14 protein-coding genes and 1 tRNA gene are annotated in these 16,432 nt (G+C 43.8%); 8 read left to right on the top strand and 7 right to left on the bottom strand.

The window, feature by feature from the left end:
* Positions 1–48: 48 nt before the first annotated feature.
* Positions 49–1,092: a phosphate uptake regulator PhoU gene (locus METHO_RS04835; protein ID WP_015324411.1), complete on the top strand. Its 1,044-nt coding sequence runs from the start codon at positions 49–51 to the stop codon at positions 1,090–1,092.
* Between the two features lie 29 nt (positions 1,093–1,121).
* Here the strand turns inward: METHO_RS04835 and METHO_RS04840 are convergent, their stop codons facing one another.
* Positions 1,122–2,279 (bottom strand): LL-diaminopimelate aminotransferase, encoded by a 1,158-nt coding sequence (locus tag METHO_RS04840; RefSeq protein WP_015324412.1) that lies wholly within the window; start codon positions 2,277–2,279, stop codon positions 1,122–1,124.
* Positions 2,280–2,420: 141 nt separating this feature from the next.
* Between METHO_RS04840 and METHO_RS04845 the strand changes: the two genes are divergently transcribed.
* The 6 genes from METHO_RS04845 to rpiA all read left to right on the top strand — a co-directional run bounded on the left by METHO_RS04845 (position 2,421) and on the right by rpiA (position 11,343).
* On the top strand, positions 2,421–4,304 hold the full coding sequence (locus tag METHO_RS04845; protein WP_015324413.1) for a sensor histidine kinase: 1,884 nt from the start codon (positions 2,421–2,423) through the stop codon (positions 4,302–4,304).
* Between the two features lie 162 nt (positions 4,305–4,466).
* Positions 4,467–6,365: a sensor histidine kinase gene (locus METHO_RS04850; protein ID WP_015324414.1), complete on the top strand. Its 1,899-nt coding sequence runs from the start codon at positions 4,467–4,469 to the stop codon at positions 6,363–6,365.
* Positions 6,366–6,447: 82 nt separating this feature from the next.
* The gene (argH, locus tag METHO_RS04855; RefSeq protein WP_015324415.1) at positions 6,448–7,926 is read left to right on the top strand and encodes an argininosuccinate lyase; all 1,479 of its coding nucleotides are present in this window, start codon (positions 6,448–6,450) and stop codon (positions 7,924–7,926) included.
* A 27-nt stretch (positions 7,927–7,953) separates the two neighbouring features.
* Positions 7,954–9,210 (top strand): Glu-tRNA(Gln) amidotransferase subunit GatD, encoded by a 1,257-nt coding sequence (gene gatD, locus METHO_RS04860; RefSeq protein ID WP_048831238.1) that lies wholly within the window; start codon positions 7,954–7,956, stop codon positions 9,208–9,210.
* Positions 9,211–9,296: 86 nt separating this feature from the next.
* Positions 9,297–10,625: an aspartate--tRNA(Asn) ligase gene (aspS, locus tag METHO_RS04865; RefSeq protein WP_048831239.1), complete on the top strand. Its 1,329-nt coding sequence runs from the start codon at positions 9,297–9,299 to the stop codon at positions 10,623–10,625.
* 13 nt (positions 10,626–10,638) lie between these two features.
* On the top strand, positions 10,639–11,343 hold the full coding sequence (gene rpiA, locus METHO_RS04870) for a ribose 5-phosphate isomerase A (RefSeq protein WP_048831051.1): 705 nt from the start codon (positions 10,639–10,641) through the stop codon (positions 11,341–11,343).
* A gap of 5 nt (positions 11,344–11,348) precedes the next feature.
* Here the strand turns inward: rpiA and METHO_RS04875 are convergent, their stop codons facing one another.
* From METHO_RS04875 to METHO_RS04885, 3 genes are read right to left on the bottom strand one after another with little or no spacing between them, the layout of a single operon-like run.
* Positions 11,349–12,554, bottom strand: a complete 1,206-nt coding sequence (locus tag METHO_RS04875; RefSeq protein WP_015324419.1) for a potassium channel family protein — start codon at positions 12,552–12,554, stop codon at positions 11,349–11,351.
* A gap of 60 nt (positions 12,555–12,614) precedes the next feature.
* Positions 12,615–13,172, bottom strand: coding sequence for a magnesium transporter (locus METHO_RS04880; protein ID WP_015324420.1), 558 nt, complete (start codon positions 13,170–13,172; stop codon positions 12,615–12,617).
* Positions 13,169–13,789 carry a magnesium transporter gene (locus METHO_RS04885; protein WP_015324421.1) on the bottom strand — a complete coding sequence of 207 codons (621 nt, stop codon included), beginning with the start codon at positions 13,787–13,789 and terminating at the stop codon, positions 13,169–13,171. The genes METHO_RS04880 and METHO_RS04885 overlap by 4 nt, the downstream gene beginning before the upstream one ends.
* Positions 13,790–13,916: 127 nt before the next feature.
* On the opposite strand from METHO_RS04885, the gene METHO_RS04890 reads away from it, so the two are divergent.
* Positions 13,917–13,990, top strand: a tRNA-Val gene (locus tag METHO_RS04890).
* A 456-nt stretch (positions 13,991–14,446) separates the two neighbouring features.
* Here the strand turns inward: METHO_RS04890 and METHO_RS04895 are convergent.
* The 3 genes from METHO_RS04895 to METHO_RS04905 form a co-directional block, all read right to left on the bottom strand.
* Positions 14,447–15,178 carry a hypothetical protein gene (locus tag METHO_RS04895; RefSeq protein ID WP_245546333.1) on the bottom strand — a complete coding sequence of 244 codons (732 nt, stop codon included), beginning with the start codon at positions 15,176–15,178 and terminating at the stop codon, positions 14,447–14,449.
* Complete coding sequence (locus METHO_RS04900) at positions 15,147–15,440, bottom strand: hypothetical protein (protein WP_015324423.1); 294 nt, start codon at positions 15,438–15,440, stop codon at positions 15,147–15,149. The genes METHO_RS04895 and METHO_RS04900 overlap by 32 nt, the downstream gene beginning before the upstream one ends.
* Positions 15,441–15,859: 419 nt before the next feature.
* Positions 15,860–16,420 (bottom strand): DUF3795 domain-containing protein, encoded by a 561-nt coding sequence (locus METHO_RS04905; protein WP_015324424.1) that lies wholly within the window; start codon positions 16,418–16,420, stop codon positions 15,860–15,862.
* Positions 16,421–16,432 lie beyond the last annotated feature (12 nt).

A 16,432-nucleotide genomic window follows, 5' to 3' on the forward strand; every position in this document is an offset into this window, starting at 1 on the left:
GTTGATATTATAGTAAATCCATTATGTTTATGTATTCCGGATAAGTATATGCCAATATATCAGAATCCAGGGTGTGTTGTTATAGACTATGAACAAAGAAAGATCCAGTTGACTGGTGGCTCCACATACATCATATCTTTACCCATTAAATGGGTTCGGGAGTGTGGGCTTAACTCAGGTGACACTTTAACGCTGCTGCCACAAAACAATTGTGCGCTTTTGCTTTCTGCCGATTCAAAGATAGATAAGAAAAAATCTGAATGCGTGATCCCGATACTTCAGGAGGACAAACTCGAGGACAATTTCAGGATACTTGTGTCCTACTACCTTGCTGGTTATGATCTTATACGGCTGGTATCAAGCAAAGGTTTCCATGCGCTTGATCGCAAGTTCTTCAAGGATGTAACCCGTCAGCGCCTTATTGGCATTGAAGTGATAGAGGAATCAAGGAATGAGATCGTTCTGCAGAGCCTTATGAACTATCAGGAACTGCCAATTACCAAAGGTTTGCAGAACATGTCCCGGCTTATCACTTCCATGCTAGAGGACGCATTAATCGCTCTGAAGGGGCATGATCTGGAACTTGCACGGGATATTGTCAGCAGAGATAATGAAGTGGACAGATTCTACCTTCTGACCGTAAGGCAGTTGAAATCAGCGGTCGAAGATCTAAAATTTGCCGAAAAAATAGGTGTAGAAAGACCCCGCCAGTGTCTGGGATACAGACTTGTTACAAAAATCATCGAGCGCATAGGAGACCACGTGCAGAGGATAGCACAGCAGATCATTATGATGGATGCTACAGTTCCTGAAAAGGATGCTGTGTTTGCCATGGGCACTCTTGCACAAAAGGTTTTTTCTGATTCTATGAAGGCCCTTGAAGAGATGGATATAAAGTTCTCGAACAAAGTGGTCAATCTTGCCAGGAAGTTCGAAGATTACACTGCCATACGCAATGAGCAGGGAGCAGCACGCTGCAAATCCGAACAAATGGTCTCAATAATCGAAAGCCTCAAAAGGATATCCGAATATAGTGCCGATATCGCTGAAATGTCCATTAATATGAGTTCAGAAAGAGATAGAGGGAAGTAAATATTCACACTTCTCTCTTCTGCTCATTTTCATAATCTGAGTTTTTCCATTCTTGCAACCGCTTCATTGATCCTGTCCACGGATTGTGTCAGAGCGAACCGGATGTAACCTTCACCGTGTTGACCAAAACCTACTCCAGGTGTGGCCACTATTCCAGCCTCTTCAAGCAACAGCTGTGAGAACCCCATAGAATCATAACCATTCGGAACCGGAGCCCATACATAGAATGTCGCCTTGGGGGGTTTAACATCAAGGCCTATGCCCTGCAGACCTTTAAGCAGCGCATCCCTTCTCTTTTCATATATCCGATTCATGTCGCTTACACATTGCTGGGAATCCGTAAGTGCAGTTATGCCGGCCATTTGTATAGCATCAAATGCTCCGGAATCGATATTCGACTTAACCTTTCCAAGCCCTTTGATAAGATCTGCATTGCCTACAGCGAATCCCAGACGCCATCCGGTCATATTATACGTCTTTGAAAGGGAATACAATTCAATGCCCACTTCCATGGCACCATTTACATTCAGGAAGCTTGGTGCCTTATACCCTTCATAGACCATTTCTGAATATGCATTATCATGCACCACTATGAGATCGTTGTCCTTTGCGAATTCCACAACCTCTTTAAAGAATGAACCGTCAGCTGTTGCTGATGTGGGATTGTTCGGATAATTGAGGAACATCATTTTTGCCCTTGCCAGCATGTCTGCCGGTATAGCATCAAGGTCGGGCAGAAAGCCATTCTCTTCCAGAAGAGGCATTGTGAAAGGTTCCCCACCTGCGAACTGTGTGCCTATCTTGTATACTGGATAACCCGGATCTGGGCACAATACCACATCATCAGGATTGATGAAAGCCAGAGGAATATGAGCAACACCTTCCTTGGAGCCTATAAGCGTAAGGGTCTGGTTTACAGGGTCTATGTCAATATCCCTTGATTCCTGGCACCATTTGGCTGCAGCTTTCCTGAACTCCAACATACCAGTATAGGATGGATATCTGTGTGTGGCAGGATCCCTGACTGCCTGGCACATTGATTCCACTATATGTGACGGTGTAGGCTGATCAGGATCACCTACACCAAGGTCTATTACATCTACTCCTTTTGCCAGCATTCTGGATTTGGATTCATCGATCGCTGCAAAGAGGTAGGGCGGTAGAGCATTGATTCTGTCTGCGTACATCTTTTCACCTGTAGAAGGTTCCTCTGAAGGACCTTCACCTTATACTTTGCACATATTTAATAAATATGGCTATTGGTTATCCTAACTAACCTATCTGTGGAAATCTTTTTATACATATATTATATTTATATTTCTATAATAATGTCTCTGATCCACGACACCTGCGTCTTGGGAGAATGCACATCGAACACTCCGGAAATTGCTACATGTACTTCATTTGCACTGCTGAAGATAATAGACCTCCTTAACTCCAGCCTACCGGTACATTCTCTTATAAGTATGCTTGTAAGATCGTTGCCTGAAGCAATGTTGCCTCTTCAGGTGTACGGTGTCATTGCAAAAATAGACGAAAAGATTTATGGATATCCGGAAAACGGCCAGTATCCAGCCATATCCGTGGATGTAGTGGTCCATGGCAAGATACGTGGTTACATATCAGCACTGTACAGTAAAGAGAATCAGAATTCCGAACAATGGACACAGGCACATACAATTTTGCACATTCTGTGTGGTTGCCTTAACAATTTGATGGAAAAGAAAGAGCTTGAAGCAATCCACATGGAAGATGTACGCCGCTACAGTTCCTTTTTCCACAATTGTCCTGTGGGCCTTTTCACTGACAAGCAGGGTAATATTGTTCATTGCAACCATAAACTTACAGAAATATTAGGAGTATCTGAAGACAGGATAGTGGGTCTGCACGTTACTGACCTTATAGACAATGAAACTATGTGGAAGACTTTTTCCTCACATAAGCTACTTTCCGGACCTATTGCTGCCGAATATGAGATCAAACTGAGGAATGAAACTGTCAAACTTCGTTCTTTATACTTGCCGGAACTGACAACAGAGGGTGAATTGAAGAGTGGCCTTGGAATTATAGAGGACATAACCAAGATAGAGGAAGCAGCACAAGTCCAGCAACAGCAGAAGAAACTTCTTATCAATACCTTCAATGCGATTAATGATCTGATACTGGTACTCGATAGGGATTTGAGGATCGTGACCAGTAACTGGAAGGGCCTTGAGCACATATCCAAAGAAGAACGGCAGAAACATCCCCTTAGAAATGATGTCCTTATACATGATGCAGACACGTGTGAAAGTTACCACGTGCTGGAGGCTTTTGTTACAGGTATTGCTAAAGAAGCACTCTGGACGGATCCTGCAGACGGGAGTATTAGGGAAATGAAGGCTTATCCCATCTTCGATGAAGACGGGGAGGCCATAATGGTAGTTGAACACCTTAGGGACATAACTGAAATAAAGCGCTCCGAAGAGAATCTTATGAAGGCTAATCAGGATCTTGCACATGCATATGAGAACCTGAAGTCCCTGGAAAAGCTCAAAAATGAATTCCTTTCCAATATTCAGCATGAAATCAATACGCCACTTACAAGCATCAAAGGGTTCAGTGAACTTGTACATGATGAAGATCTTGGGCCATTGAATGCTGAACAGAAAAAAGCAATGACGAGAGTGGTCGAAAAAACAAGACAACTACAGACTGTTCTGGATTCCCTGCTGTTCGTCAGTTCTGCAACCCATGGTGTTATTAAGTATAATTTTGAACGTTTGTCAATAACCAAAATGTTACATGTTGCATTGAATATGGTAAGCGAGAAACTGAAGCACAAAGGTCTTGCACTGGAAGAGAATATAGCCCCGAAGCTGCCTGAAATAATTGGCGATATCGATTATTTACCCCGGGTATTTGTTCACATACTTGACAATGCCATCAAGTTCACAAATAATGGAGGAAAGGTCACAGTATCGGTCACAGAAGATGCTGGGCTCTTGCATTTGATCATCAATGATACAGGTATAGGCATAGCCGAGGAGAATTTAGAAAAGGTTTTTCAGATGTTCTTTCAGTTAGATGGCTCATCAACACGTAATTACGGTGGCAACGGATTAGGACTATTTATGTGCAAGATCATAATCGAAGAGCATAAAGGCAAGATCTGGATAGACAGTAAGGAAGGACAAGGCACTGCAATACATATACTGCTTCCCTGTGCCTAGAACTTTAATGCCTGCTTTTCTGCGGTCCGGCTTTGATTTAGCTTTTTGATGTGCAAAACATCATTACCGTATCTTTTGTTCTCTTATTCTTTTATTCTCTTTATCTTATACACCAATGTACGACCGAAAAGGTATTTAATGCATTAAAAGCCACAAAATCATGTGGATAATATTTGCATAGGAATTCTTGCAAGTGCCTGGAAGGGGGTCTGGGCAGTTGACCGGGAGAACCGTTTTATTTTTTTCAATAAAGGTATGGAGGACATTTCCGGCCTGATGTCAGATTATCTGATGGGTAAGGACCTGATGTTATTCCTTCCTGACCAAACGATCATAGATGAAGTGCATTTCAGGGAATTGTTCCATAAAGCCAGGGAGGAGCTGACGCCAGTAAACTATTCCTTGCTGCCTATTATCAACTCCAAAGGAGAACTTATGGAACAAAGCGGCCAGTTGTTGCCTCTTCTGGATGAAGATGGAAGCTATACTGGTATGGTTGGCACTGTAGAGTATTTCAGTACAAAGAAAATAGGTGCATCTGCCGGAGGAGATGGATCTTCAGAAAGGAAACTGGATGTTATATACAGAAATAGCCCTGTTATTGCTTTTCTCTGGAAACCCCTGCCCGGATGGCCTGTAGTTTTTGTATCCGAAAATATATCCCGATTTGGGTACCATGCAGAGGAGTTCACATCCGGAAAAATGCTCTATAGTGATATGGTATATCCTGAAGATCTTAGTGGCCTTACTTCTGAAATATCGGATTTTGAAAAGCTGGAAAATCTGTACTTTACCCGGGAGTATCGCATTGTAACGCGCTATGGAGAAGTAAAGTGGGTTACCGAAAGGTCAATGCTGGCAAGAGATGAGAGGGGAGGGCCGAGCTATTACCAGGGCATAATCATAGACATCACGCACCTCAAAGAAATGGAGTATGCACTCAAGGAATCTGAGGAGAAGTACAGGCTTATATTTGAGAATTCCCCTCTTGGTATTTTTAACTTTGGTAAGGATGGTACTGTTACCCATTGTAACGATAAGATAGCTGATATCCTGGGCATACCTAAAGAACAGATACTAGGTTTCAACATGAACACATCCCTGAGGGATGAAAAAATGAAAGCGGCTTTCAAAGAAGTGCTCTTGCTGCGTCAGGGTCACTTTGAGGGAGAATACAGGTCACGGGAAAATGGTAAAGCAGCATTCATAAAAGTTGATTACAGTCCAAACATATCAGGTGATGGAACCTTGTTGGGTGGCGTGGGCATTGTTGAGGACATCCGTGAGCGTAAACAGGCAGAGGAAAAATTGAGGGAATATGCTGATGAGCTTAGCAAGATGAACAAGGAATTGCAGTCTGTCGACAGGATGAAGAGCGAACTGCTCTCAAACGTGAGCCATGAACTGAGAACACCTCTTACTTCCATCAAAGGATACAGTGACCTTCTTATGGAAGGCACCTTAGGGGAAATGAACTATCAGCAGCTTAAAGCTGTCAACACTGTCATCCGTAATACTGAGAGACTCCGCAGACTTGTTGATTCTTTGCTGTACGTAAGCATGGCTGAGGTTGAAAATATAAAGTATGATTTTAGCAAGATCGATGTCCTTGAGGTAATTGATAATGCGGTTACAGATATGACAATACCTGTCACTGAGAAGAAAATAGATGTTCTTCTCCATGTACAGGAAGATGTTCCGCAAATAGAAGCAGATGCCAAAAAGATCGCGGATATGCTGACAAATGTGTTGGACAATGCTGTTAAGTTCACACCTTCAATGGGTAAGATCAGCATTTCTGCCAGAAAGGAAGGAGAAATGGTACATATCAGCGTAGAAGACACTGGAATAGGCATACCTTCAGAACTGGTACCGCATTTATTTCAGAAATTCTATCAGATAGATCCTTCCATAAGACGCAAATACGGGGGCACAGGCCTTGGATTGTTCATTTCCAGGAACATCGTGGAAGCCCATAAAGGTAAGATATGGATCGAAAGTGAGGATAGCCAGGGCACTACTGTGCACATCCTGCTTCCTGTCCAGCAAGGCGGTGCATAGAGGTCAATACCGATTCTTTTTTAAGTGTACAGGCCGTAACCACGCAACAACCTGATTCCCAATGAAATAAAAGAGGTACCAGATGAGTAATATTCTACGCAGAGGGCGCTTGGCCAGCACGCCCGATGAGGACATAATGGAATTCACATCTTCGATGAATGCTGACAAATGGATATTTGATGCGGACATAATGGTGGACTTTGCCCATACCATCATGTTAAAGGAACAGGGAATAATAAAGGACCAGGACTGTTCCAGCATTCTTAATGGCTTGCTACGCATAAGAGAAGAAGGTATAGAAAAACTGGATCATACCTACGAAGACATTCACATTGCTCTTGAATCAAGGCTCATTGATATGGTTGGCGAAGACGTGGGAGGCAGGATGCACTCCGGCAGGTCCCGTAATGATGAGGTTGCGACATGCATCCGCCTGACCCTGCGTGAAGAGATGCTTGCCCTTATGGAAGAATTACATCTGCTGCGCTGTACTCTGTGTTCAGTCGCATCAGAAAATACTGAAACCCTTATGCCTGGTTTTACACACCTGCAGCACGCACAGCCTACTACTCTGGCCCATCATCTGATAGCACATATGGATGCTCTAGGCAGAGATGGCGAGCGTTTCCTGAGCGCTTACTCACGGGTGAACCTCTGTCCTCTGGGGGCCGCAGCATTTGCTTCCACAGGCTTTAACATCAACAGGGAACTCACCAGTCAACTGCTGGGCTTTGACGGCCTTGTGGAGAATTCAATGGATGCTGTCAGCAGCAGGGATTTCCTTATAGAATGTACTGCTGTCCTCACAAATCTAATGATCAATCTGAGCAAAATGGCAGAAGAGCTTGTTATCTGGTCTACTTCGGAGTTTGCGTTCATAGAACTGGATGACCGCTATGCATCCACCTCGTCTATCATGCCGCAAAAAAAGAACCCAGATACCGCAGAACTGCTGAGGGGAAAGAGCGGTGTGATAGTGGGTTCCTTGATGGCTCTTATTACTACATGCAAAGCTCTTCCCTTAAGCTATAACCGTGATCTGCAAGAAGCCACTCCTCACATGTGGAAGGCAATGCAGACCACTAGAAGTTCTGTACGCATGATGGAAGGCATGGTAAGGACAATGATGGTCAACAGGGAAATCATGGCTTCAAAGTCCACAATAGGCTTTACCACAGCCACCGAGCTTGCAGACACACTGGTAAGGGCAACAGGGATACCCTTCAGGACGGCTCATCAGATCGTAGGCGTACTTGCAAGAGGAGAAGGGGCCATCTGTCTGCAACAGATAGACACTGTGGCTGATAAGGTTCTGGGAATTAAACTCAGCAGCAAAGGGCTTACAGAGGAGATGGTAAGTGAAGCTCTGGACCCGATCTCGAATATAAAGAAACGGAATATCATAGGTGGTCCTGCGTTTGAGGAAATGGAAAAGACCATCATCAGAAGAAAAGAAACTTTGAAACATGCAAAGGAAGAGATAAGTGCATTAAGAAATGGATCCGAAACTTCCTTAAATAAGCTCATAGAACTTGTGAAACAGTATATCTCTAAAACATGATCAATGCGATCAGCAGATGTGATCTTCATGGAATTCCAACAGGGTGACAGGATAAGTATAGAAAAGGACGGTGTAGAATACGAGGGCATGGTGATGCCAAGCAATACACACCATATTGTCCTCAAGATGTCAAATGGTTATAATGCAGGTATATCTGCGGAGAACGCAAAGATAACCGTACTTCAGAAAGCTTCGAATGTTCAGGATGCTCATGCTAATGATACCTCTCAGCTAAACAAGACTACTAAGGGCAAACTGCCTAAGGTTTCCATTCTTTCTACAGGCGGTACAATTGCAAGCAAGATAGATTACAGGACAGGTGCGGTTACAGCGAGGTTTTCTGCAGATGATATCTTAAAAGCTATCCCAGAACTTACGGAAATTGCAGATTTTTCGGGGAGGGCCATCTATAATATACTTTCCGAGAACATGAGGGCCGAATACTGGGAGGAGCTTGCCAGGGCGGTAGCTGAAGAAATAAGAGATGGTGCAGATGGAATAATCATTGCACATGGTACTGACACAATGATGTATACTGCCGCTGCACTAGCCTTTATGGTACGTACTCCAGTGCCGATCGTATTCGTGGGTTCACAGCGCAGTGCTGACCGGCCAAGCAGTGACAATGCCACGAATGCGATATGTGCGGCTAAAGTTGCAGTAAGCGACATTGCCGAAGTGTGTGTGGTGATGCATGGCAGTGAATCGGATGATATATGCGATATTCACAGGGCCACCAAGGTCAGAAAGATGCACACCTCCAGAAGAGATGCATTCAGGTCCATTAACTCCGAACCCATAGGTTTTGTCGACTATCTTACCGGGGACATACATACTCATCTGGAATATAATAATAGGAACTCACAGGAACTCGATCTTCTCGAAGGTTTCGAACCGAAATGTGCACTCATCAAGTTCACGCCTGGAGCAAGTCCTGATATAATATCATATTATCTTGATGCCGGATACAAAGGCATTGTAATAGAAGGTACTGGATTGGGACATGTATCGTCCGAATGGGTGCCTATGATAGCACGTGCCACTTCTATGAACGTGCCCGTGGTAATAACTTCCCAATGCCTGCACGGACGTATATGTGACCGTGTTTATGACACCGGCAGAGATATGCTGAGAGCCGGGGCCATTGAAGGAGAGGATATGCTGCCTGAAGTAGCCCTCGTAAAGCTCATGTGGGCCCTGAAAAGGTCAGATGACCACGCTGCTGTGAAAAAACTGATGGTTCAGAACATTGCATTTGAGATCAATGAGAGAAGTCCGGAATAAAACATCGTTATATAAAAGTAATTACTTTTATACTGCAAGGATCGTTATTGAGGAAAAAGATCACTACTCTTTATACAGGTGAATATATGTCGTTGAATTTAAGGACACATTATACGTCCCAGATAAACCCGCAAGCCATGAATGGTGCGGAAGTGACCCTGGCTGGCTGGGTGTACGAAGTAAGAGACCTTGGAGGCATTTGTTTTGTCGTGCTGCGTGACCGGGAAGGCCGTGCACAGGTGACCCTTGTCAAAAAGAGGACGGACCCTGAACTTCTTGAAACTGCAAGGAAGCTTATGAGAGAATCCGTCATTGCTGTCACTGCCACTGTCAAGGCTGAAGCAAAAGCACCGGGTGGATATGAGCTTATACCTAAGGAGATCACGTTGCTCAATGAAGCTGAGTCACCTTTGCCCATGGACACTACGGGAAAAGTGGAAGCAGAGCTGGACACTCGTCTTGATTCCAGGTTCATGGACCTGAGGAGAGATAGGACCACAGCTATTTTCAAAATACGCCATGAAACCTTGCGAGCTGTGAGGAACTACCTTAGCGACAATGGCTTCATCGATGTGACAAGCCCGAAGGTCGTGGCAACTGCCACAGAAGGTGGAACTTCTCTTTTCCCTATAACCTACTTTGACAGAGAGGCTTTCCTCAACCAGAGCCCACAGCTTTTCAAGCAGATCCTGATGTCAGGAGGACTTGACAGGGTCTTTGAGATCGGGCCCATATTCAGGGCCGAGGAACATGATACAAGAAAACATCTCAATGAAGCTACTTCTATCGATATAGAGGCAAGCTTCTGCGACCATTTCGATGTTATGGAAATACTCGAGAACATGGTAGCCTATGTTTACTCCCGGATAAAGGAAAACGAAGCAAGGTCACTTGAAGTACTTGGCGTAGATCTGCAGGTTCCTGCAGTACCTTTCCCCAAGATAACCTATGATGAAGCACTTGAGATCGTGAACGCGCATGGTGAAGAATCACTGAAATGGGGAGACGATCTGAGCACCCTTTCTGAAAACACGATCGGAGCTCATGTGTTCAAAGAAATGGGGGTATCTCACTATTTCATCATCGACTGGCCCACAGAGATAAAGCCTTTCTATGCAATGCCATACGAAGACAAGCCACAGTTAAGCAAGTCCTTCGATATGATGCACAGGACCATGGAGCTGTCATCCGGTGCCCAGCGTATACACATTCATGATATGCTTAAGAAAAGGATAGAGTCTCAAGGATTGGACCCAGAGGGTTTCGATTTCTATCTGAAGGCTTTCAGATATGGAATGCCCCCGCATGCAGGCTGGGGTGTCGGATGCGAACGTCTTGTAATGACAATGCTGGGTGTTGAGAATATACGTGATGTGGTACTGTTCCCAAGGGACAGGCGAAGATTATCCCCATGAGGTAAGTGATAACATGCAGGAAAGGAACGCAGCTTCTGGAAATACAGGTAAACAAGCAGCCGGAGAGGCTGCTGCCTGGATGGTAGATGATGGTAGTGTGATAGGTCTTGGTACCGGCTCTACCACAGCTTATGCTATAAAGGCTATAGGCAGAAGGATCGATGAAGGACTGGACGTGCTGGCTGTGGTCACATCATACCAGTCTGAAATGCTGGCCATTGAAGCAGGCATACCCCTTACAACACTGGCCGAGCACCCTGAACTTGATATCGCCATCGATGGTGCCGATCAGGTTGATGCGGATCTGAATGTGATCAAAGGCGGAGGAGCTGCACACACAAGGGAAAAGGTTGTTGCATTCTCCTCGGAACAATTCGTGGTCGTGGTAGACGATTCGAAAATGAAAGAAAAGCTTGATCACTTCGTACCCATAGAAGTGTTGCCCTATGCAAAGGACCTGGTCATGAGATGCGTGCGTGAACTTGGCGGAGAACCACAGCTTCGCCTTGCATCCCGAAAAGATGGGCCTGTGATCACTGACAACGGGAATTTCGTAATAGATGCATCTTTTGGAGTTATCGAGAATGTGGAAGCTCTTGCCATTTCCCTGTCAATGTGTCCCGGAGTTGTGGAACACGGAATTTTCACCGATGTAACGGATATGGTACTCATCGGCAATACGGACGGATCTGTAACAAGGCTTGATACCCTTATCTAAGGGTATCATCTATTCACGTCAAGCGGGCAGGCGCACATTTCTATAAGTGCTTCTTCTCCGATGTGCGACCCGCGGGCTATGAGCACATCTCCGGCATGTACCTGTGTGTTCTTTTTAGGACTGTACAGCCATTTTTCTCCCCTCTTTATAGCCATAACATAGACCCCGGTCTCGGTCTCAAGTTTAAGCTGGCCGAATGTTTTACCCACGATGGGGGAGCAGCTTTCCACAGTAAGGCGTGTTATCACTTCATCGGATTGGCGTACAGCTATAGTTACTATGGGATGGAGTTCTATGCCCCTGAGCACAATATCAGCTATAGCATATGCTGCATCGGAGATGGATTCAGAGGCATGCGCAAGGTGTAAAAGCCCGCGCAGCTGGTTGACATCGGAAACATGCTTGGCGGTCTGAAGCACCCAATGCTGCAGTTCGTGCTTCATGCAATCCATCTTATATTCTATGGCTTTGACCTCTTCGGCGATATCCTCATTATTGAAGAGCAATGCAGAATATGCAAGACCCACAGACATTTCGGCCATATCCTTCATATCCACAATGATATCGACAGCTTTTTCCAGATCTTGCAACATTTTCTCATGTTTCACTTCTTTTGGGGTGTACTTTTCATTTGTCACAAGTTCTGCAAAGATAGGCACGCCTTCATCGTGTCCTCTTGCAAACAGCACATCATCAGCTCTGATCCTTGTTTCATGATTTGGATTATAGATCCAGTCATTCTGCCTGCGGATGGCTATCAGCCACATGCCCGTCTCGGTATCGAGTTCAATGTCCCCCAAAGTGTGGCCTGCAACCTGGGATTCCGGATTGACCGTAGCTCTTACTATGGTCTCGGCGGCTTCTCTTAAAGCAAGCTTCAATTCCATTGGTATGCCCATTTCCATGAGCACTATCTTTGCAATATCTCCGGCAGCATCGGCGATCCCTTCTGAAGCCTGGGCAATCTGCAGCACGCCGGCCATCTCTTCGGCTTCTTCCACACGCCTTGTACTTAGCATGGCAGTGATCTTCATGTGATAGTAAAGAGTATCCATCTTGTCTTCAAGACGCACTACCTCTTCAGCAATGTCCTCATTGTCATAGATCATTGCAGAATATGCCAGATCCACCATCAGTTCTGAGGTGTCTTTTATCTCAATGAGCATATCCTTCATGTTTCTTGGAGTATATCGTATCTCTTTCGGACTCATAATCTTCTATCAGCTCTGATCAATTTTCATGTTAGAATATGTCTCTCGGGTTTATTAATATTATAGCATGCCGAGCATGCGCAATGTAACAAATATGCCTGCTACACCCATCAGGTCTCCCAGGGTCGCAATAATGGGGATAACTGTATCGTCGGGATCCAGTCCGAATCTGTGGGACATAAAGGATATCAGTACGGTCGTTAAGAACACAACTGTAAGCTCAATGCTTCCTGCGATCATGCATATTTTAAAAAGCACAAACAAACCTATTCCTATACCCAGTATGTGTCCTGTAAGCCAGACTATGAAACTTAAGACTGCGCTCGCTGTGAGACCCACTATCAGGGCTGCGAGCACACTGTTCCTCACGACGGGGTTCTTTGTGATCGGTCCGCCAAGACCCATGTGCAGGGCTGAGGATATCCTGGCACCCAGCATACTGCCTGTGTCTCCTCCTATCTTGATGAGCGAAGGGATCAGCAATAGGATTATGGGCATGGAAACAAGCTGGTCAAGCCGGTAGTTCAGGATCTGTCCGGTGATAAGCCCGACGAACGAGGTAGCTACCAGGATCGGGAAACCTCTGCCTACGATGCCTCTTATTGTGTAATAGGTCATAGGAGGAGCACCACCTTCGCAGCCAGGAAAAGCATTAACATGGAAACGATGTCTCCAATGGTCGCAATGGCAGGCGTTACCACATTATCCGGGTCGAAACCGAACCTGAACATTCCGATGGACAAAAAAACCGCTACTACTGACAGTATAATCCCTGAAGATAGCCCTGCCAGCACAGCTATGAACATGAGCGTCAGCGCACCGGCACTTTCAAGACCAAATGCAATGGTGACGAAATGTCCTAGCAGCCCCAGGATGGCGGAAATGATAAAACTCAGCAACAATGAACCTCCAATGTTGTTGGTAAGTTCAGGATTGTTCTCAATTTTGGTGATAAGACCCATGTGTATGGCGCTTCCCAGACGGGAGCCCAGAGTACAGGAAATATTGCCGCGCATACCAAGCACTGCAGGTGCTATGACTATCAGCCCGGGAATGAGTTGCAACTCTTCTGTCATACCGGAAAGAATGATGCCAGCTATCACTCCTCCCATGGTTGCTATGATCTCAAAAGGCAAAGCTTCACGTACTATCGAGGATATGCTGGCATAGTCGCCAATGTATTCTTCGACTATCTCTATCTCATCCTCGTCTTCAGGACGTGTACGATGAAACATAGTAGCTATATTTACATCTTTATATTAAAACACTGTTCCTAGTCAGATATCCCCAATCCATCAAAAAAGGCTATATACCCCTAGTTACATTTAGGGTACCGCACAACACTACTTAGTTACAAAATAAGGGCCCGTGGTCTAGCCGGTTATGACATCGCCTTTACACGGCGGGGATCCTGAGTTCGAATCTCAGCGGGCCCACTTCTAAATTCTGTTTCTTTTGATGCTGATCTTTGTAATATACTAAGTATTCTTTTGTCATCATTGAGGTATTGAGCAAAGCGAAATACCTCTATCCGCGCTCCCGAAGCGTCATCGGGGTTGCGTATCTCCTCGGGCCCACTTCTAAGTTCTGTTTCTTTTGATGCTGATTCTTGTAAGAGCTTGAGCTGCTTTTCTAAGGATTCAACTCTTGATTCAAGCGTGTTGTTGAACATCGGTTGTGTAACTATAAGTAGCCCGGTTCAGTAAAATGTGATAAATAAAGCAATAAATGGCTCTGTAGAACTCCTACCTTCTAATCAACTCAAGGACGCTAAGGCGCAAAGAATGGTATCCTTGCGTCTTGGCGGCTTTGCGTTTCTCTTTTAGATGAGTGGAATGTTGATTGGAGGCTTTGATCAAGTTGGTTTTCTGCAGAGCATGTAATTCGTAAATTTATTTGACTTTCGAGAACAGATACTTATCGACCCATTGTGGTAAATGATTTTCATCTTTTATTTGAATTGTTCCATCGATATCTTTTTCTGCAATTAAGACTGCAGAATCATTCGAATTGTCAAATATATATGCTCTCCTGCATAGCTTTACGGCATCATATAATAAGTTGTTTGATTTTATGTACCTTGTTGTTATTTTGTGATCAGGAACGTCATGTTGTCCCTTTTCAACACGTTCTTTCACTCGTCCTTGGTTAATGGCACTATCTGATGTGCTTATAAAATAAAGATATAGCTGCCATCCTTTTTCTTTAGCCCGTTCCATGAATTCAATTTTAGATCCATGTGAAAATACTGTTTCAAATGAAAACAAGTTGATATCCAAGTCAATTATCTTATCCCGGATGAAATCTGCTGCCAATGAACCCAAATAGGGGTTGTTTAGATCGTTGATAAGACAATTGTTTTCAAATTTTATATGCTTAATATCAATTTTACTTATTGGGAGCAGGGTCGAATCTAAAAGATGTTTTTTGAATTCAGTAATATTTGTTTGTATCCCAAACTTTCCAAAATCAATAATTTTTGTAATATTAAGTTTGTCAGGATCAATATGTAATTGTGTATTTATTAACCATGGGTCATCTTCAATGAATTGCTTGACCAGAGTAGATTTACCTGATCCATTCGGATCCGCTTCATAGTTTATACACAAGTTTTTTTGGGACAACAAATGCATTTTCGAGTGTTTTTATTACTTCGACCCTACCATCCGGGAATTTCCTGACAATAGCATTACCCTGTTGAATCGTAATAGCTCTGCCATTTTTGAGAGCATCATTTGCTGCATGAGTTGTTGCTTTTCGCGCTAGCTCTTCGATGTGTTTAGATTGCTCATCAGGTGACAATCCCATAGAGTTATTACATGCTGATTGTGTACCGATTTTTTCAGGAAAACTAGATCGAACATTGGATTTAGGTATTTTTGACATGTAATTTCCTCATTGCCTAGGTATAGTCCAGTATATTATTGTGTACATAAATAAGTTTGTCTTTATCGCATAATTGAGTTTCTCGATCGTATCCAATGGCAAAAATTGCTAAACAAATTGTTCATATATAGGACCTATATATTGAATATGATTTGAGCAACAGTAGACCATTTTAGTCCTATTTTTATTATGATCGCTTTGAAGGTGCAGCAATAGCTCCTCAAAAAGGAAAAGCATCAATGATCCTTCGATATTCATCCTTTGCTTGCTGCATTTTATTCAAATAATGCGCACTTCCAATGGTGGCAGGTGCGCTATTTGTAGATTATCTTAGAACTTACGCGTTTGAATCTCGTTTGCTTCAGCAATTAGTAATATGAACAAATGCAACCTACACTCTTAAGTTTTGGAAATATCATCTACTTCCTTATCTTCAGATAATAATTTTTCTGCGTGGCAATTTCATCCAATAAAGAATGGAGTAGTTTGGATCTGTCTTTGATGTTCAATCCATATGATCCGTTTTTTGCCCTGTGCAATGCTTCTTTTAATTCCCCGATCTCTAAAACAGTTGAGGCAATACAATAATAACTTTTTGAACGTCCTTCGTTAAATTCCTGTAACATTTCTTTTAGTAATCGTTCTCTGGCCTTTTGTGACTTTTCAAAATCATCCACTCCATTTTTTTGGATAAAGGCAATGTCATCTTCCAGTTTCTGATAGCACTTGAAGGAATCTCGCTTTTTCCCTGCATCCCTGTGCTTTTTCCACTTGGCACAGGTTGCGCTTTCTTTGCAGTCCCAGCAAAACTCGATCCCTTTTTTCTTTATTGCACAGGTGATAAAAGGACAACCTACAATCATTCTGCCTTCGCTCTTACAACCTGAACACCTGCTTTCTGTGTTCATATAATAGCTTGGACAAAGTCTGCAAGAAAGACCGCATACTCCGATTTCAGGGTATTTTATTTCCATAGCCATTTATTTGTATAT

This window comes from Methanomethylovorans hollandica DSM 15978, assembly GCF_000328665.1.
GTDB classification, from domain to species: domain Archaea; phylum Halobacteriota; class Methanosarcinia; order Methanosarcinales; family Methanosarcinaceae; genus Methanomethylovorans; species Methanomethylovorans hollandica.

Coding starts and splice junctions, on each gene's coding strand:
- METHO_RS04880 (WP_015324420.1), bottom strand. CDS start 13,172: ATGACCTATTACACAATAAGAGGCATCGTAGGCAGAGGTTTCCCGATC.
- METHO_RS04845 (WP_015324413.1), top strand. CDS start 2,421: ATGTCTCTGATCCACGACACCTGCGTCTTGGGAGAATGCACATCGAAC.
- METHO_RS04905 (WP_015324424.1), bottom strand. CDS start 16,420: ATGGCTATGGAAATAAAATACCCTGAAATCGGAGTATGCGGTCTTTCT.
- METHO_RS04840 (WP_015324412.1), bottom strand. CDS start 2,279: ATGTACGCAGACAGAATCAATGCTCTACCGCCCTACCTCTTTGCAGCG.
- METHO_RS04900 (WP_015324423.1), bottom strand. CDS start 15,440: ATGTCAAAAATACCTAAATCCAATGTTCGATCTAGTTTTCCTGAAAAA.
- gatD (WP_048831238.1), top strand. CDS start 7,954: ATGGAATTCCAACAGGGTGACAGGATAAGTATAGAAAAGGACGGTGTA.
- rpiA (WP_048831051.1), top strand. CDS start 10,639: ATGCAGGAAAGGAACGCAGCTTCTGGAAATACAGGTAAACAAGCAGCC.
- METHO_RS04875 (WP_015324419.1), bottom strand. CDS start 12,554: ATGAGTCCGAAAGAGATACGATATACTCCAAGAAACATGAAGGATATG.
- aspS (WP_048831239.1), top strand. CDS start 9,297: ATGTCGTTGAATTTAAGGACACATTATACGTCCCAGATAAACCCGCAA.
- METHO_RS04885 (WP_015324421.1), bottom strand. CDS start 13,789: ATGTTTCATCGTACACGTCCTGAAGACGAGGATGAGATAGAGATAGTC.
- argH (WP_015324415.1), top strand. CDS start 6,448: ATGAGTAATATTCTACGCAGAGGGCGCTTGGCCAGCACGCCCGATGAG.
- METHO_RS04835 (WP_015324411.1), top strand. CDS start 49: ATGCCAATATATCAGAATCCAGGGTGTGTTGTTATAGACTATGAACAA.